A 17,435-nucleotide genomic window follows, 5' to 3' on the forward strand; every position below is an offset into this window, starting at 1 on the left:
GGGTGCGCCCGCACAGGAGCCGAAGTGAAGGGGCGAGCAGGTGACAGCAGACGCGTCCGACGCGTCCGGGATACGGAACGCGCTGCTCCGTCTGCGGCGCGTCACCGGCCTTCCGGTCGCTTTCGGCGGCCTGAGCGAAGCCGGGCGGCGGATGCGCATCAGCGAACTGAGCGGCACGGCGACGGACGCGCTGCGTTCGCTGGTGGTGACGTCCGGGAACGGGCTGGGCGGCAAGACGGTGGTGCTCGCCCGGCCGGGCGCATGCTGGACGCGGCCGTCGAGGCGGCGCGGGACGTGGAGGGGGCGCTGGTCGTGCGCGAGGAGGCCCGCACGCTCACCACCGAGGGCGGGGCCGGCGTGGGACGGGAGCGGGTGCGGGAGGCGCACGCGGTCCTGCGGGCGCCGGCGGCGAAGATCGCGGATCCGGAGCCGCGCGCCGAGCTGCTCGGCGCCGGTGCCTTGCTGATGGCCGATTCCACGCCGTCGGACCGGGTCCGGCTCGCGCCGCGCGAGGTGGACGTGCCGTCCGGGCGGCGCCGCGGGGGCCACCAACGCGATCGCGTCCGAGCGGCTGGGCGTGACGCCCGAGACCGTCAGGGGTATCTGCGGTCGGCCATGCCGAAGCTGCGGGCCCGGACCGGGGGCGAGGCCGTGGTCGCCGCGCGCCGGGCGGGATGGCTGCCATAGGTTGTGATGTTTCCGCTGTGCCTGCCCGTTCGACCGTGCGACGGGTTCCCGAGGGGGCGCCGCCGTCGTGTTCCGCCGCATTCGGGAGACCGATGAATTCGCCCGCCCACACCCGTTGTTATTTCCCTCACCACGCCGTCCCTCCGAAATTCAAAGAGCTGTTGCCTAATATTGGCCAGGACACGACACACGGAGGGGAGCGGTGACCGTGCGACGGGACTTCCAGGAGCCTCCCAGGAGCCGCCCCGACCTGGTCATCGGCCGGGAGGATCTGTTCACGTCGGCACGTGAGCAGCTCGGCCGAGGGGGCAGTGTGCTGCTCCACGGCCCCGCCGGAATTGGAAAGTCGACGGTCCTGCGGGCGCTGGCCGCGGATTACGTTGGTCCGGACCGCACGGTGTTGCGCTGCTCGGCGACCGAGTCGGAATCCCATCTGCCCTTCCTTGCCCTGGCCGACCTGTTCGGGCTGGTCCTGGACGATGTCTCCGGCGCGCTGCCCGCCGCCCAGCGCACGGCGCTGGAGTCGGCGCTCACCGGCCGCGGTGAGTCCACGCTCCAGCGGGACGGGCTCGCGCTGCGCCTCGCCGTGCTGTCGGCGCTGCGGGCACTGGCCGTCAAGGGCCCGGTGCTTCTGGTCGCCGACGACCTGCAGTGGCTGGATGCCGCCAGTGCCGAACTGCTCGGCTTCGCGGCCCGCCGGCTGGGTGACACGCCCGTGCAGATGCTGTGCGCGGTACGGACCGAGGGCGAGGAGTACGACCGCCATCTACGCGCGTCTCCGCCCGACACGCTCGCCGTCCGGCTGGGTCCGCTCTCCCGTACGCAGGTCTCCGCGCTGCTCGACCACCGCGGCTACACCCCCTTGTCCCGCTCCACGATCCGCGACATCCACCGCACCAGCGGCGGCAACCCGCTCTTCGCGCTGGAACTGGGCCGCGCCCTCGCCGAGAGCCCCACCCGCCCCCGGCCCGGCGAGCCCCTGCCGGTGCCCACATCGCTGCGGGCCCTGGTGCTGAGCCGGCTGGGGATGCTGTCGGACGAGGCGCGCCGCACCCTGCTGGTGGCCAGTGCCGGCGCCCGTCCCTCACTGGCCCTGCTGCACGCGGCCGGCCGGGAGCACGCCGAGGCCGAGACGGCCCAGGCGGCGGCACTGGGGCTGCTCGCCACGGACCCCGAGGCGCCGGCCCTGCGGTTCGCGCACCCGCTGATCTCGGCGGCGCTGTACGCGGAGGCCCCGGCGCAGGAGCGGCGGGCCGTGCACGCGGCACTGTCCACGGCCGCCTCCGACCCCATCGAGCGGGCCCGGCACCTTGCTCTGGCGACCACGGGCACCGACCCGGACGTGGCGGCCCGGCTCGCCGAGGCCGGTGCGCTGGCCCGGGACCGCGGGGCACCGTCCGTGGCCGCCTCGCTCGGGCTGCTCGCGGCCCGGCACACCCCGGCGGACAGCACCCCGGGCCCGGACGAGCGGCGCCTGCAGGCCGCGGAGGACGCGATCACCGCCGGCGAGGCCGATCTCGCCCGGGACATCGCCCGTGACGTACTGACGCGTGCCACCGTGCCCGCCGAGCGTGTCCGGGCCTGGATGGTCGTCATCGAGGCGGCCGGGCAGGCCCTCGGCGAGGTCGACGCCGTCTTCCCGCAGGTCCTGGCCGATGCCGGCGACGACCCGGGCCTGCTCGCCCTGGTCCACTACCAGCTGGCCTGGCGCGGCCTGGTCGTGGAGGGCGACTTCGCCGAGGCCCGGCAGGAGGCCGCGCACGCGGCGGAGCTGGCCGCCCGGGGAGCGGACCGGCGCACCGAGCTGATGGCGCTGTCCTTCCAGGCCTCCACCGAGACCCTGATGGGCCACCCGGACGCGCCCGTGACCGTCAAGCGGGCGCTGAAGGAGCCCCAGGACCCGTATGTGGCCTGCCACCACAACGGCGCCGGCTCGGCCCGCTTCCGCTGGCTGATCATGAGCGACCAGCTGCCGGAGGCGCGGGCGACCATCACCGCGTTGCTGCGCGAGGCGCGGCGGCGCGGCATGGTCGAGAGCGAGGTGCACTTCCTGCGCTTCCTCGCCGACACCGAACTGCGCTCCGGGCATTGCGGCCGGGCCCTCGACCTCGCCCGCGAGAGCCTGCGGCTCGCCCGGGACTCCGGGATCGGCGAGGGTGCCTCGGCCATGCTCACCTCCCTCGCGGAGGCCTCCGCCGGGGACGTCGACCGGGCGCTCGCCCTCGCCCGTGAGGCGGCCGACCACGCCGAGGTGGACGGGGACCAGATGTACCTGTCGCGGGCCCTGGCGGCGCTGGGATACGCCCAGTTGGTGGCCGGGGACCCGGCGGCGACCGTGCGTTCGCTGCGCCGGGTGCGCGAGCTGGAGCAGGGCCTCGGTATCAACGACCCCGGGCGCGGCCGCTGGCACGGCGACCTCGCCGAGGCCCTGGTGCGCATCGGCGAACCGGGCGAGGCCCAGGACGTCATCGACACGGCCCGGGTGCACGCGCTGCGGCTGGGCCGGCAGAGCGTGCTGGCCGTGCTCGACCGGGCCGAGGCGCTGGTCCGCGCCGCACGGGGTGAACACGAGGCCGCGCTCGTCCGGTTGGCGTCCGTGCAGGACCGGCTGGGCCGGCTCGGCTACGGGCTGGAGGAGGCCCGGGCCGCCTTCGCGCTGGCCCGCCTGCGCACCCAGGCCGCCGCCTGCCCCCGCCCCGGCGGGACCCCCCTGCGCGGCCCGGCGTCCTACGACGAGGCCGCCCGGCTGTTCCGCCGCTGCCGGGCGCTGCCCTGGCTGCGGCAGGTCGACACGGCCGTCGCCGCCGGTCCCGCGGCGGTGGAACCGGCCGCCGTCGCGCCGCCCGTCGCGCTCGACGCGCTGGAGGGCCTCGCCTCGATGGAGCGTCAGGTCGCCTCGCTGGTGATGGAGGGCGCCACGAACCGGGAGATCGCGGCTCGCCTGTTCATCAGCGTCAAGACCGTCGAGGCGACCCTCACCCGGGTCTACCGCAAGCTGGGCATCCGCTCACGGGTGGACATCGTCCGGCTGGCCGCGGGTCGCCGTACGACCTGACCTCACCTGGGTTTACGTGGCCGGGCCGAGGGTTTTCCCTGCCCAACTCCCTTAGGGGGTTCCCTCATTGGGAGCTCTCGCGTCCCGGCCCTAGCTTTGGGGCGTGCCGCTCGCCGGGCACACGGAGATCCGAACAAAGGCGTCAGGGTCCCCGTGCACGACCACCCGCGCGCTCCCCCACCGGCAACTCCCCAAGGAGACCCATGTTCGGGCTCAACGCTGCCAAGAAGGCCGCCGCCCTCGTCGCGGCGACCGCTGCCGCCGCCACCACCGCGCTGCTCGCCGCCCCCTCGGCCGTCGCCGCGCCGCAGCCGATCGTCGGCGGTACCACGACCACGACGACCGCGTACCCGTACGTCATGCAGATCACGGACGCCTCGCAGACCCAGTTCTGCGGCGGCACGCTGGTCTCGCCCACGAAGGTCGTCACCGCCGCGCACTGCATGGTCGGTGAGACCACCAGCAGCGTCCGCGTCGTCGGCGGCCGCACCTACCGCAACGGCACCAACGGCACGGTCAGCAGAGTCAGCAAGATATGGATCCACCCGAGCTACACCAGCGTCACCAACGGCGAGGACGTGGCCGTGCTGACGCTGTCGACGTCGATGCCGTACACGCCGGCGAAGTACGTCTCCTCCTCACAGACTTCGGTGTACGCGGCCGGCACCACCGCCCGCATCCTCGGCTGGGGCACCACCTCGTCGAACGGCAGCTCCTCCAACCAGCTGCGCACCGCGACCGTACCGACCGTGTCCGACTCCAGCTGTGCGAGCTCCTACGGCTCCGACTTCGTGCGGAGCGACATGGTGTGCGCCGGGAAGACCTCCGGCGGCGTGGACACCTGCCAGGGCGACAGCGGCGGCCCCCTGCTCATCGGGGGCGTCCTGGCAGGCATCACTTCCTGGGGTGAAGGCTGCGCCCAGGCCGGGTACCCGGGTGTCTACGCCCGGCTGACCACCTTCTCCAACCTGGTCACGACGCAGGTCAACTCGTAACTTTCCTCTAGCTCCTGAGTACCCCTCAGGTGACATGCCAGGGGGCGTTGCGGGCCTCCACGAGCGGCCCGCAACGCCCCCTCTCCATGCCACCGGCCGGTTGGTCAGCCCGCTCCGACCGCCGCGTCTCGCTGATCGGCGGGACAGAACCTGAGTCACGGGCATCGCCCTACGTCCGTACGGCGCCGAAGCGGATGTCGTACGACGTGCCCGGGTGCATGACCCGCAGCATCCGCTCCCCCTCGGCGACGACCTCGTCCCGCCGGGCCGGGGGGAGAGGTCCGAAGGGCTCGATCACTAGCGCGTCCCCCTCCAGCCGCCACAGGCCCGCGAGGAAACCGTCCACGAGGAGTGTGCAGTAGGCGATGTTGCCCTGCCAGGAGCGGCCGCGGTGCTCGGCGGGGACGACGCGGGTGCGGTCGGCATGGGAGAGCAGCAGGTTGTCGAACTCGGGCAGGAAGCGCGGCGCGGCCGGGGTGTCCGGGTCGGGGCGCGGGGCGTCCGGCAGGTCGAAGAGTTCGGTGCCCTCGGCGTCCTGGAAGGTCACCAGGCGCGGGCGGAGACGCTCGAAGGCATCACCCAGGCGGGTCAGTCCGGCCCAGGTCTGCATGTCGCGCACGGAGGCCGGGCCGAAGGCGGCGAGGTAGCGCAGGACGACCGCGTCGGGCGTGGCGGGCGGTCCGGCGGGGCGACCGAGCCACTGCTCGGCGGTGGTGAGACTGACCTGCCCGCTCCTGCCCCACAGGCCTCGCGGGGTGACCTGCACGAGCGGCAGGCGGCAGCGGGCAGCGACGGCCAGGGCCTGCGGGTCGGCGTCGGGCCACTCTCGCAGCAGGGCCTCGCGCAGTTGCTTCATGGTGCGGGGCTCGGCCTCGACGAGGTCGCGGGCGAGGCGGTCGAGCCGGTCCAGGTCGACGCCGGTGAGGCCCTTGCGGAAGTTCGCCAGCTCCCGGTCCGTCGCGGGCTGCGTCAGCGGCCGCAGGGCGAGGCAGTCGGCCGCGGTGTGGGTGTGGATCGTGGAGCGCATCGTGACGATCCGGACGACCTCGCGGTCGGCCATCAGCCCTGACAGCGCCTCGGGGGCGAAGTCGTCGAGGCGGGCGGCGAGCGCGTAGTACGGCGGCTTGACGTTCTGCGCCTGGAGACCGACCAGGTGCTCGACGGCTCGGACGGCGGACATCCGCGCGGGACGCAGCAGAAGCTGCCGGTCGAGGGTGGCACGGTTGAGGGCGCGGGTGCCGAGGAGGGGTGCCGTACGGGTGACGCTCCGCTTGGTGTTTGTCAATTGAGGGACGGTAACGGGGGATGCGGACAGGTTCTGGCCGCAACTCCGGGGCCCGGTCTTATCGGGCTGCTCGCCTCCGGCGCGGTCACCGTCATGCGCAAGCGACGGTGAGCCGGAGGGTCATCGCCCGGAGGCGTCCGCGCGGGGCAGGGGCTCGACATCCGTGTGGCGGCCGGGGCGGCGGGCGGCGTGACGCTGTCCGGGGCCGGGGCCGCCGCGCGCGGCCAGGGCGTCGGCGACGGCACCCGTGACGAACGCATAAACGGCCTTGTGCAGGATGTCCACCACGAGTTCCCGGCGCGGCCAGGTCGCGGGCGGAGCGCCGACACCGGTCGCGTTCTCCAGGATCTGGTCGTTGGTGAGGCGGACGACGGTGAACTTGGCGGAGGCGACCGGTCCGCGCAGCCCGGACTGGGCCATGACCGAACGCAGCACGCCGAGGAGGGCGGCCTGGCCGAAGTGCATGGCCCAGTTGGCCTTCAGGGTCGGGGTGCAGGGGCCTTCGGGCAGGCCGGTCAGCCGCTGCAGGACGCGGGCGGGCACATGGGAGTCCGGCCGGCCCGTGACGGCCTGCTCCAGCTTCTCGCCGAGGGTCATCACGGCGCCTCCGGCGGTACCGGCGAGCAGTCCCTGCCACAGTGCGTGCCTGATCATGTGTCGCCGAGTACCCGTTTCGGCGCCCGGGTCACGCGCGGGTCGCCGTCCGTGGGACGCCGGTCGTCGGTCGTCCTGTCCCCGGGGGCGTCGCCGGTCGCCTTGTCCATCAGCGTGCCGTACGCCAGCTGCAGGGTGTCGGCCCCGGCCAGGGCGGCGAGTGCGCCCATCGCGGTGCGGGTCGGGCGGGGCCAGAGCAGCTGTCCGGCGGTCAGCGCCGAGGCCACCCACACGCTCATGCAGAACGGGCAGGTCGCGAGTTCACCGATGGTGTGCTTGCCCTGCCGGCTGCGCGCCTCCTCGTGCAGTTCGGCCGGGCCCTGCGGTTCGACGTACTCCGTGAAGGGGGCCCGCAGGGGGCTGGTCACGGATGCCTTGGTCAGCAGCCGGCTGAGACGGAACGTGGCGACCGACGTCAGGACGACGTCCCACGGCTCGGGGCGCACCGGCAGCGGGCGGCCACGCAGCTTCACCGCCGCGGCCCAGGCCGTCGTGAACACCGCGAAGCCCGTCATGGCCGCGACATAGCCGCCCAGCGGCCGGTCGTGTCCTGCCGAATAGCCCCGTTCGGCGCGCCGGAGCAGCGCGCGCAGCCGTCGTGCCGGACGGCTGTCAGCCACTGGCGTCCTGTCCATGCGCATTATCCGTTCGCGCTCCGCTTTCCCTGCCCGGCCGGTTCCGGGTGCTGATCCGCACGCTGTCCCCCGTCCTGGTGGCGCAGGCGCACCTCGACCCGGCCGTCGGTGATCCGGGTCTCGAAGGAAGGCTGGGGGGAGGTGGCGGGGCCGCGTACGTTCCAGCCGTCGGAGAGGCGGAAGACGCTGCCGTGCCACGGGCACCGCACGCAGCCGTCGGTGACGGTGCCCTCGGCGAGCGGTCCCGCGAGGTGGCTGCACCGTTCGGCCAGCGCGTGGATCTCCCCGCCGGTCTCACGCACCACCAGCACCGGCACGTCGTCCACGCTGCGCCGCACCGGCTCACCGGCCGGGAACTCGCCCACCGTCCCGATCCGGTGCCAGCCCTCCGAGACGACGTGCGGCACCTCTTCGGCGTGGTTGGCGCCCGAGGCCTGCCGGTAGGCCAGGTGGCCGCCCAGCATGCCGCCGACTCCGACCGCCGTCAGGCCGAGGAAGCCGTAGGCCCGGCCCGCCGTCTCGCGTCCCTTGACGCGGCAGGCGAGCGAGGCGGCGTACAGGCTGACCGCCGCCGTGTTGCACAGGGCGTGCACCAGGCCGACGCGCTGCTGCTGGGGGTGCAGCTCCGCCCAGTCGGCCCAGCCCGCCAAAGCCGAGGGAGCGGCGGCGCCGAGCCCCACGCCGACCAGCAGCCGTGACTCGCGGGAACGGCCGGGCCGCATGTCGAGGACCGCCGCCGACATCCAGCTCCCGATCGGCACCTGCACCATCAGCGGGTGCACCGGGTGCCCCAGCCAGCGGCCGTGCAGGAGGTCCCGGCCGCGGCCCAGCGGCAGGGCCCGCACGCCCTTGCGGAGCGTGTCGATCACCGCGTCGGCCCTGGGCTCGCGCTCCAGGCGGTCCAGCAGCCACAGGACCCGGTTCTGCCGCAGCAAGCGGCGGCGTCGCGTTGCGCTCATGTCCGGCCGGGTCCCCACCGGCCGGGACGGCAAACGGAGCTGCGCACGGGCGGCGGTCCAGAGTCAGCCGTCCGGCCGGGTCGATGGCCCTCTCCGCCGAGGTGGCGCTCGGGCATCACCAGCGGTACGGGGATGCGGCGGATCGGTCACATCCTCCGGGAGGCGGCCGGGCGACGGGTGAGCAGGGCGCCCAGGGCGATCATGCCGATGCCGAGGACGAAGTGCAGCCAGTCGTCGGCCGTGTTCAGCGGTACGAAGTTGGCGTCGCTGTCATGGCCGACAATCAGGCCGTACAGCCACAGGACCAGGTAGATGGCGCCGCCGGCCAGCAGATAGGTGCGGGCGGCCGACGCGGTACGGGACATGGCCAGGCCCGCCACGCCGAACGCGAGGTGGACGAGGTTGTGCAGGATGGAGATCTGGAAGATACCGAGCAGTTCGGCGCCGGAGTCGTGCGTGGCGAACTCCATGGTGTCGTAGTCGGTGGTGACCCCCGGGATGAAGCCCAGGATTCCGACCAGCAGGAACACCGCTCCCACCAGCAGCGCAGCCTGCTGGACCGGGGTACGGGCACCTCTCGTCGTGTGGGTGGGTGTGCTCATCGTGGTGCCTTCCGGTGCGGAGGGGCGCATCCGGGTGAGCGCCCGGTGCGCGGCGAGTACCCCCATTCCGTGGCGGCCATCGTCCCTGGGGCTCGGGCAGTGTCGGGGCCGCCCCCGGCGGACCGGGCCGCCGCCACCAGCGCCTCCTCGCGCCGCGCGGCCGGCGCCACGGCGCAGCCCTTGCGGGCGAAGGCCTCCGCCGTGGTCCGTCCGTGCTGTGCGCCCTGGCCACCACCACGTGGTTCCGCGGGCGCATCCCGTACCCTCCTCACGTCTGCCGGGCCGGCCGTCTCGTGCCCGGGCCGGCATTGACCGCGCACCCGCGCGTCGTGCGGCGGCACCGGCCCGGCGATGGCGGCGGCGGTCGAGGTGGCTTCCCGAAGGGTGGAGAGCGAGGTCACAGTCGAGGCGAGGGCAAGGTCACAGCCGTGCCCTCTGCTGCTCGTTCGTGTCCGTGACCTAGCATCCGAGCATGACGGTCCTGCCTGACGACGGGCTTGAGCTGGCCGGTGAGTTCCCTGACGTGCCCCATGAGCAGTGGCAGCGCCTTGTGGCGGGTGTGCTGCGCAAGTCGGGCAAGGACGTCGAGGGCGCCGAGGCCGAGGAAGCCCTGTCCACCGCGTTGGAGGACGGGTTGCGCACCCGCCCTCTGTACACCTCCCGCGACTCCGCGCCCGAACCGGGTCTTCCCGGGTTCGCCCCCTTTGTGCGGGGCAGCCGTGCCGAGGGGAACACGGTCGGCGGCTGGGACGTACGGCAGCGGCACTCGGCGGCCGACCGCGACGCGCTGCTCACGGACCTGGAGAACGGCGTCACCTCGCTCTGGCTGACGGTGGGCGAAGAGGGCATTCCGGTGCCGGAGCTCGGCCGGGTCCTCGACGGCGTCCACCTCGATCTGGCCCCCGTCGTCCTCGACGCGGGGGGTGATGTCGAGCTCGCCGCACGGGAGTTGCTGCGGCTGTACGAGGAGCGGGGCGTCGCCCGGGAGGCGGCACGCGGCAATCTGGGCGCGGACCCGCTCGGTCACCAGGCCCGTACCGGGCAGCGGGGTGAGGACGTGGCGCCGGCGGAACTCGCCCGCCTGTGCGCCGAGGAGTACCCGGGGCTGCGGGCGCTGACCGTGGACGCGCTGCCGTACCACGAGGCCGGTGGATCCGCCGCCCAGGAGCTGGGCTCCTCGCTGGCCACCGCGGTGGCGTATCTGCGAGACCTCACCGGGGCCGGGCTGAGCGTCGAACAGGCCTGTGCGCAACTGGAGTTCCGGTACGCGGCGACCGCCGACCAGTTCCTGACGATCGCCAAGCTGCGGGCCGCGCGCCGGCTGTGGGCGAGGGTGGCCGAGGTCTGCGGCGCTCCCCGCGCGGGGGCGCAGCTCCAGCACGTCGTGACGTCACCGGTGATGATGACGCGTCGCGACCCGTGGGTGAACATGCTGCGCACGACGATCGCCACGCTGGCGGCCGGAGCGGGCGGGGCCGACTCCGTCACCGTGCTGCCCTTCGACCACGCCCTGGGCCTGCCGGACGCGTTCGCGCGCCGCATCGCCCGCAACACCTCGACGATCCTCATCGAGGAGTCGCATCTGGCCCGGGTCGTCGACCCGGCGGGCGGCTCCTGGTACGTGGAGCGGCTCACCGACGAACTCGCCCACGCGGGCTGGGAGTTCTTCCAGCGGATCGAGCGGCTCGGCGGCATGGCTGCCGCCCTGGGTTCGGGGGTCCTCGCGCGGGACCTCGCCGACACCTGGCAGGCACGCAGCGGCAAGCTCGCCAAGCGGCGCGAACCCATCACCGGTGTCAGCGAGTTCCCGTTCCTCGCGGAGAAGCCGGTCGTCCGCCCGAGCGCACCCGAGCAGCCCTCCGGCGGTCTGCCGCGCGTGCGCCGCGACGAGGCGTACGAGGCGCTGCGCGCACGCTCCGACGCACACCTCGCCGTGACCGGCTCCCGACCGCGGATCTACCTCGCCGCGCTCGGCCCGGCCGCCGCCCACACCGCACGCCTCACCTTCGCCTCGAACCTCTTCCAGGCGGGCGGCATCGAGCCGGTCGCCGAGGGCACCTTCGAGGAGAGCGGCGCGAGGGAGGCCGTGTTGTGCTCCAGTGACGCCCTGTACGAGGAACGGGCGGCACAGGTGGCCGCCGAACTGCGGTCGGCCGGCGCCTCGCACGTGTTCCTCGCCGGGCGGCCCGGGGACCACCCCGGTGTCGACGCGTACGTCTTCGCGGGGTGCGACGCGGTGGCCGTGCTGTCCGCGACCCTCGACCGCATGGGAGTGTCCTGATGACCGCCCCGACCGGCCCTTCCGTCCCCGACTTCTCCGGGATCGAGCTGGGCACCCCGGCCGCCGACGGCACGCCCGACGAGTGGCGCGCGGCGCTCAAGAACGCCTCCGGCGGCGACGACCTGCTGTGGGAGACCCCGGAGGGCATCGCGGTCAAGCCGCTGTACACCGGCCGTGACCTGGAGGGCCTGGACTTCCTGGACACGTACCCGGGCGCGGCGCCGTACCTGCGCGGCCCGTACCCGACGATGTACGTCAACCAGCCCTGGACGATCCGCCAGTACGCCGGGTTCTCCACCGCCGAGGAGTCCAACGCCTTCTACCGGCGCAACCTCGCGGCCGGGCAGAAGGGCCTGTCGATCGCCTTCGACCTGCCCACGCACCGCGGCTACGACAGCGACCACCCCCGGGTGACCGGTGACGTCGGCATGGCAGGCGTGGCCATCGACTCGATCTACGACATGCGGCAGCTGTTCGACGGGATCCCGTTGGACGAGATGACGGTGTCGATGACGATGAACGGTGCCGTGCTGCCGGTGCTGGCGCTGTACATCGTCGCCGCCGAGGAGCAGGGCGTGCCGCCCGAGAAGCTGGCCGGGACCATCCAGAACGACATCCTCAAGGAGTTCATGGTCCGCAACACCTACATCTATCCGCCGAAGCCGTCGATGCGGATCATCTCCGACATCTTCGCCTTCACCTCGCAGCGGATGCCCCGCTACAACTCCATCTCCATCTCCGGCTACCACATCCAGGAGGCGGGCGCGACGGCCGACCTGGAGCTGGCGTACACGCTCGCGGACGGCGTGGAGTACCTCCGCGCGGGTCGTGAGGCGGGCCTGGACGTGGACGCGTTCGCGCCCCGGCTGTCGTTCTTCTGGGCGATCGGCATGAACTTCTTCATGGAGGTCGCCAAACTGCGGGCGGCGCGCCTGCTGTGGGCGAAGCTGGTGCGGCAGTTCGACCCGAAGAACGCCAAGTCCCTCTCTCTGCGCACCCATTCGCAGACCTCGGGCTGGTCGCTCACCGCGCAGGACGTGTTCAACAACGTGACGCGCACCTGCGTCGAGGCGATGGCGGCGACGCAGGGGCACACGCAGTCGCTGCACACCAACGCCCTCGACGAGGCGCTCGCCCTGCCCACCGACTTCTCCGCCCGTATCGCCCGCAACACGCAGCTGCTGCTCCAGCAGGAGTCCGGCACGACCCGCGTGATCGACCCGTGGGGCGGCAGCGCGTACGTGGAGAAGCTGACGTACGACCTCGCCCGGCGGGCCTGGCAGCACATCCAGGAGGTCGAGGCCGCGGGCGGCATGGCCAAGGCCATCGACGCGGGCATCCCCAAGCTGCGCATCGAGGAGGCCGCGGCCCGCACGCAGGCCCGGATCGACTCCGGCCGCCAGCCGGTCATCGGCGTCAACAAGTACCGCGTCGAGACCGACGAGAAGATCGACGTCCTGACGGTCGACAACTCCTCCGTACGCGCCCAGCAGATCGAGAAGCTGCGACGGCTGCGGGCGGAGCGGGACGAGACGGCCTGCCGGGACGCGCTGGACGCGCTGACCCGGGCCGCCGGCGGTGCGGGCAACCTGCTGGAGCTGGCGGTGCACGCGGCCCGGGCCAAGGCCACGGTCGGCGAGATCTCCGATGCCCTGGAGAAGGTGTACGGCCGGCACGCGGGGCAGATCCGTACGATCTCCGGCGTGTACCGCAACGAAACCGGAGAGTCCCCGAGCGTGGACCGCACCCGCACGCTGGTGTCGGCCTTCGAGGAGGCCGAGGGCCGCCGGCCGCGCATCCTGGTGGCGAAGATGGGCCAGGACGGCCATGACCGCGGTCAGAAGGTGATCGCGACCGCCTTCGCCGACCTCGGCTTCGACGTGGATGTCGGCCCGCTGTTCCAGACTCCGGCCGAGGTGGCCCGGCAGGCCGTCGAGGCGGACGTGCACATCGTCGGCGTCTCCTCGCTGGCGGCCGGTCACCTCACCCTCGTACCGGCGCTGCGCGAGGCGCTGGCCGAGGAGGGGCGCGAGGACATCATGATCGTGGTCGGCGGAGTGATCCCGCCGCAGGACGTGCCCACGCTGCTGGACATGGGCGCGACGGCCGTCTTCCCGCCCGGGACGGTGATCCCGGACGCGGCGTACGACCTGGTGAAGCGACTGTCGGACGGCCTCGGGCACGAGCTGTGATCGATGTCGACGCGTATGTGAAGGGCGTGCTCGACGGGAAGCGGGCGATCATCGCCCGCGCCATCACACTCGTCGAGTCCACCCGGCCCCAGCACCGTGCGCCGGCCCAGGAGTTGCTGACCGCGCTGCTGCCGCACAGCGGCCGGGCCAGGCGGATCGGGGTCAGCGGGGTGCCCGGTGTGGGCAAGTCGACGTTCATCGACGCGTTCGGCACGCTGCTGACCTCGCTCGGGCACCGGGTGGCGGTGCTGGCCGTCGACCCGTCCTCCAGCCGTACGGGCGGCTCGATCCTGGGTGACAAGACCCGGATGGAACGCCTGGCTGTGGACCCGGCGGCGTTCGTGCGCCCCTCCCCCACCGCGGGCACGCTCGGCGGGGTCGCCAAGGCCACCCGTGAGTCGATCGTGGTGATGGAGGCGGCCGGCTACGACGTGATCCTGGTCGAGACGGTCGGCGTCGGCCAGTCCGAGACCGCCGTCGCGAACATGGTCGACTCCTTCCTGCTGCTCACCCTCGCCCGCACGGGCGACCAGCTCCAGGGCATCAAGAAGGGCGTCCTGGAGCTGGCCGACGTGATCGCCGTCAACAAGGCGGACGGACCGCACGAGCGTGACGCCCGGGCCGCCGCACGGGAACTGGCGGGCGCGCTGCGGCTGATGCACGGCAAGGACGCGTTCTGGACGCCGCCCGTGCTGAGCTGCAGCGCCCGCGAGTCGTCGGGCCTGGACACGGTGTGGGAGCGCCTGGAGCAGCACCGCACCCTGCTGGACTCCACCGGCCGCCTCACCGCCAAGCGCCGCGATCAGCAGGTCGACTGGACCTGGACCATGGTCCGCGAGGAGCTCCTCGGCCGCCTGCGCGCCGACCCGGCGGTACGGGCACTGGCACCGGTGCTCGAACAGCGGGTCCGGGAGGGCGAGTTGACCCCGACGCTGGCCGCGGAGCGGATTCTGGGGGCACTCGGGAGTTCCGCGGCGGAGAGTTCCTGAGCAGTGCCGGAACCCTCACGGGGAGCGATTCCGCACAGCGGGCTTGCATGAATATGCAAAGTGATACATACTCTTTCTATGTCCAAGGTCCTCACCTCCCTGCCCGCCGGCGAGCGCGTCGGCATCGCCTTCTCGGGCGGTCTCGACACCTCCGTCGCGGTCGCGTGGATGCGCGACAAGGGCGCCGTCCCGTGCACCTACACCGCCGACATCGGCCAGTACGACGAGCCCGACATCGCCTCGGTGCCCGGCCGTGCCAAGACCTACGGTGCCGAGATCGCGCGGCTGGTCGACTGCCGTGCGGCGCTGGTCGAGGAGGGCCTGGCCGCGCTGACCTGCGGGGCGTTCCACATCCGCTCGGGCGGGCGGGCGTACTTCAACACCACCCCGCTCGGCCGCGCCGTCACGGGCACGCTGCTGGTCCGGGCGATGCTCGAGGACGACGTCCAGATCTGGGGCGACGGCTCGACCTTCAAGGGCAACGACATCGAGCGGTTCTACCGCTACGGCCTGCTCGCCAACCCGCACCTCAGGATCTACAAGCCCTGGCTGGACGCGGCGTTCGTGACCGAGCTCGGCGGCCGCAAGGAGATGTCGGAGTGGCTGCTCGCCCACGGGCTGCCCTACCGCGACAGCACGGAGAAGGCGTACTCGACCGACGCCAACATCTGGGGCGCCACGCACGAGGCCAAGACCCTGGAGCACCTGGACACCGGCGTCGAGACCGTCGAGCCCATCATGGGCGTGAAGTTCTGGGACCCCGAGGTCGAGATCGCCGCCGAGGACGTGACGATCGGCTTCGACCAGGGCCGCCCGGTGTCGATCAACGGCAAGGAGTTCCCCTCCGCCGTCGACCTGGTCATGGAGGCCAACGCCATCGGCGGTCGGCACGGTCTCGGCATGTCGGACCAGATCGAGAACCGGATCATCGAGGCCAAGAGCCGCGGCATCTACGAGGCCCCGGGCATGGCCCTGCTGCACGCCGCGTACGAGCGGCTGGTCAACGCGATCCACAACGAGGACACCCTCGCCCAGTACCACACCGAGGGCCGGCGCCTCGGCCGGCTGATGTACGAGGGCCGGTGGCTGGACCCGCAGGCGCTCATGATCCGCGAGTCGCTGCAGCGCTGGGTCGGCGCGGCCGTCACCGGCGAGGTGACGCTGCGGCTGCGGCGCGGCGAGGACTACTCGATCCTCGACACCACGGGCCCGGCGTTCAGCTACCACCCGGACAAGCTGTCCATGGAGCGCACCGAGGACTCCGCGTTCGGCCCGGTGGACCGGATCGGCCAGCTCACCATGCGCAACCTCGACATCGCCGACTCCCGCGCCAAGCTGGAGCAGTACGCCGGCATCGGCCTGATCGGCACCGGCAGCCCCACCATCGGCGCCTCCCAGGCGGCCGCGACGGGTTTGATCGGCACCATGCCGGAGCTGCCGCAGGGCGGCGCCCAGGCCATCGCCTCCCGTGGCGAGGTCTCGGAGGAAGACGCCTGGCTGGACCGCGCGGCGATGGATTCGGGCACGGACTGACCCTTCGACGTTGACGTGAGGCGGGCCCGGCACCATGCGTGCCGGGCCGGCCTCAGTCGCTCTCGGGGTGCCCACGATCTCGGCCGGTTCCGCCCGTGCCCCGCCGGCCCGCCCCGGCGGGGCAGCGCGCTCACCGCGACGTGCCGGCCATCTCCGGGACCTGTGCGTCGAGGGCGTCGAGGCCGCGCAGGATGTCCTCCACCCGCTGCCTGGCGTCGCCGAAGAGCATCTGGGTGTTCTCGCGGAAGAACAGCGGGTTCTGCACCCCCGCGTAACCGGCGGCCATGGACCGCTTGAAGACGATCACGTGGGCCGCCTCCCACACGTGCAGCACCGGCATGCCCGCGATGGGGCTGGCCGGATCGTCGGTGGCGGCCGGGTTGACGGTGTCGTTGGCGCCGATGACCAGGACGACCGAGGTGTTGGCGAAGTCGTCGTTGATCTCGTCCATCTCCAGGACGATGTCGTACGGCACGTTCGCTTCGGCGAGCAGCACGTTCATGTGGCCGGGCAGCCGGCCGGCGACCGGGTGGATGCCGAAGCGCACCTCGACGCCCCGCTCGCGCAGCTTGCGCGCCAGCTCGGCGACCGGGTACTGAGCCTGGGCGACGGCCATGCCGTAGCCGGGTGTGATGATCACGGAGGAGGCGTCGCGCAGGAGTTCCGCGGTCTCCTCGGCGCTGATCTCCCGGTGCTCCCCGTGCTCGCCGTCGTGGGCCGCCGCGGCAGGGGTGCCGAAGCCGCCCGCGATCACCGAGAGGAAGGAGCGGTTCATCGCCTTGCACATGATGTAGGACAGGTAGGCACCGGAGGAGCCGACCAGCGCGCCGGTGACGATGAGCAGGTTGTTCGCGAGCAGGAAGCCCGAGGCCGCCGCGGCCCAGCCGGAGTAGCTGTTGAGCATGGAGACGACCACCGGCATGTCACCGCCGCCGATCGAGGCGACCAGGTGCGCGCCGAGGGCGAGGGCGATCACGGTGACCGTGATGAGCAGGCCCATGTTCGGGCGTGCCACGAAAGCGATGGTGAGCCCGACGAAGGCGACCAGGGCACCGATGTTCAGGACGTGCTTGCCGGGCAGCGTCAGCGGGCGGGAGTCGATGCGCGCCGAGAGCTTCAGGTAAGCGACGACGGAACCCGTGAAAGTGACGGCGCCGATGAACACCCCGATGAACACCTCGGCGTGATGGATGCCCAGCAACGAACCGGAGAGCTCGGCGTCGACGTCGAGGTAGCCGTTCCAGCCGACGAACACGGCGGCGAGGCCGACGAGGCTGTGCATGATGGCGATCAGCTCGGGCATGCCGGTCATCTCGACGACCCGGGCGCGCCACAGGCCGATGCCGGCGCCGACGGCCGTGGCGACGGCGATCAGCACGAGCCCGGTGGCGGTGACGGCGCGGGAGGCGAGAGCGACGGTGGCGGCCAGGGCGATGACCATGCCCGCGATGCCCCAGACGACTCCCGAGCGCGAGGTCCGGTGCTGGGAGAGGCCGGCCAGACTGAGGATGAACAGCAGCGCGGCGACGACGTAGGCGGCCTGGGCGGCCGTGTCTGTGGTCATCCCT

The 17,435-nt window shown here is 72.7% G+C and carries 12 protein-coding genes and 1 pseudogene; 7 read left to right on the plus strand and 6 right to left on the minus strand.

Translation table 11 applies throughout. The features are described from left to right. Window positions 1–40 precede the first annotated feature (40 nt). The 3 genes and pseudogenes from ACWD1U_RS01320 to ACWD1U_RS01330 all read left to right on the plus strand — a co-directional run bounded on the left by ACWD1U_RS01320 (window position 41) and on the right by ACWD1U_RS01330 (window position 4,737). Window positions 41–687 (plus strand): annotated as a pseudogene (locus tag ACWD1U_RS01320) (helix-turn-helix transcriptional regulator). A 202-nt stretch (window positions 688–889) separates the two neighbouring features. Further along, entirely contained in the window at window positions 890–3,742 is a 2,853-nt protein-coding gene (locus ACWD1U_RS01325) for an AAA family ATPase (RefSeq protein ID WP_451103598.1), read from the plus strand. 203 nt (window positions 3,743–3,945) lie between these two features. Further along, complete coding sequence (locus ACWD1U_RS01330; RefSeq protein WP_451103599.1) at window positions 3,946–4,737, plus strand: S1 family peptidase; 792 nt, start codon at window positions 3,946–3,948, stop codon at window positions 4,735–4,737. A 169-nt stretch (window positions 4,738–4,906) separates the two neighbouring features. Here the strand turns inward: ACWD1U_RS01330 and ACWD1U_RS01335 are convergent, their stop codons facing one another. The 5 genes from ACWD1U_RS01335 to ACWD1U_RS01355 all read right to left on the minus strand — a co-directional run bounded on the left by ACWD1U_RS01335 (window position 4,907) and on the right by ACWD1U_RS01355 (window position 8,872). After that, on the minus strand, window positions 4,907–6,022 hold the full coding sequence (locus ACWD1U_RS01335) for a winged helix DNA-binding domain-containing protein (RefSeq protein WP_451103600.1): 1,116 nt from the start codon (window positions 6,020–6,022) through the stop codon (window positions 4,907–4,909). Between the two features lie 120 nt (window positions 6,023–6,142). After that, window positions 6,143–6,676: a hypothetical protein gene (locus ACWD1U_RS01340; protein ID WP_451103601.1), complete on the minus strand. Its 534-nt coding sequence runs from the start codon at window positions 6,674–6,676 to the stop codon at window positions 6,143–6,145. Then, window positions 6,673–7,311 (minus strand): DUF1360 domain-containing protein, encoded by a 639-nt coding sequence (locus tag ACWD1U_RS01345; protein ID WP_451103602.1) that lies wholly within the window; start codon window positions 7,309–7,311, stop codon window positions 6,673–6,675. The genes ACWD1U_RS01340 and ACWD1U_RS01345 overlap by 4 nt, the downstream gene beginning before the upstream one ends. Before the next feature lie 5 nt (window positions 7,312–7,316). After that, entirely contained in the window at window positions 7,317–8,270 is a 954-nt protein-coding gene (locus ACWD1U_RS01350; protein ID WP_451103603.1) for a Rieske 2Fe-2S domain-containing protein, read from the minus strand. A gap of 146 nt (window positions 8,271–8,416) precedes the next feature. After that, entirely contained in the window at window positions 8,417–8,872 is a 456-nt protein-coding gene (locus ACWD1U_RS01355; RefSeq protein ID WP_451103604.1) for a DUF4383 domain-containing protein, read from the minus strand. 472 nt (window positions 8,873–9,344) lie between these two features. Between ACWD1U_RS01355 and ACWD1U_RS01360 the strand changes: the two genes are divergently transcribed. The 4 genes from ACWD1U_RS01360 to argG all read left to right on the plus strand — a co-directional run bounded on the left by ACWD1U_RS01360 (window position 9,345) and on the right by argG (window position 15,867). Beyond that, on the plus strand, window positions 9,345–11,153 hold the full coding sequence (locus ACWD1U_RS01360; protein WP_451103605.1) for a methylmalonyl-CoA mutase family protein: 1,809 nt from the start codon (window positions 9,345–9,347) through the stop codon (window positions 11,151–11,153). Continuing rightward, complete coding sequence (gene scpA / locus ACWD1U_RS01365) at window positions 11,153–13,345, plus strand: methylmalonyl-CoA mutase (RefSeq protein WP_451103606.1); 2,193 nt, start codon at window positions 11,153–11,155, stop codon at window positions 13,343–13,345. The genes ACWD1U_RS01360 and scpA overlap by 1 nt, the downstream gene beginning before the upstream one ends. Next, on the plus strand, window positions 13,342–14,334 hold the full coding sequence (meaB, locus tag ACWD1U_RS01370; protein WP_451103607.1) for a methylmalonyl Co-A mutase-associated GTPase MeaB: 993 nt from the start codon (window positions 13,342–13,344) through the stop codon (window positions 14,332–14,334). The genes scpA and meaB overlap by 4 nt, the downstream gene beginning before the upstream one ends. A gap of 78 nt (window positions 14,335–14,412) precedes the next feature. Then, window positions 14,413–15,867: an argininosuccinate synthase gene (gene argG, locus ACWD1U_RS01375; protein WP_451103608.1), complete on the plus strand. Its 1,455-nt coding sequence runs from the start codon at window positions 14,413–14,415 to the stop codon at window positions 15,865–15,867. 130 nt (window positions 15,868–15,997) lie between these two features. Here argG and pntB read toward each other — a convergent pair whose 3' ends face one another. After that, window positions 15,998–17,431, minus strand: coding sequence for a Re/Si-specific NAD(P)(+) transhydrogenase subunit beta (gene pntB, locus ACWD1U_RS01380; protein WP_451103609.1), 1,434 nt, complete (start codon window positions 17,429–17,431; stop codon window positions 15,998–16,000). Window positions 17,432–17,435: the final 4 nt, after the last annotated feature.

The sequence above is a fragment of the Streptomyces sp. NPDC002788 genome (genome assembly GCF_053592115.1).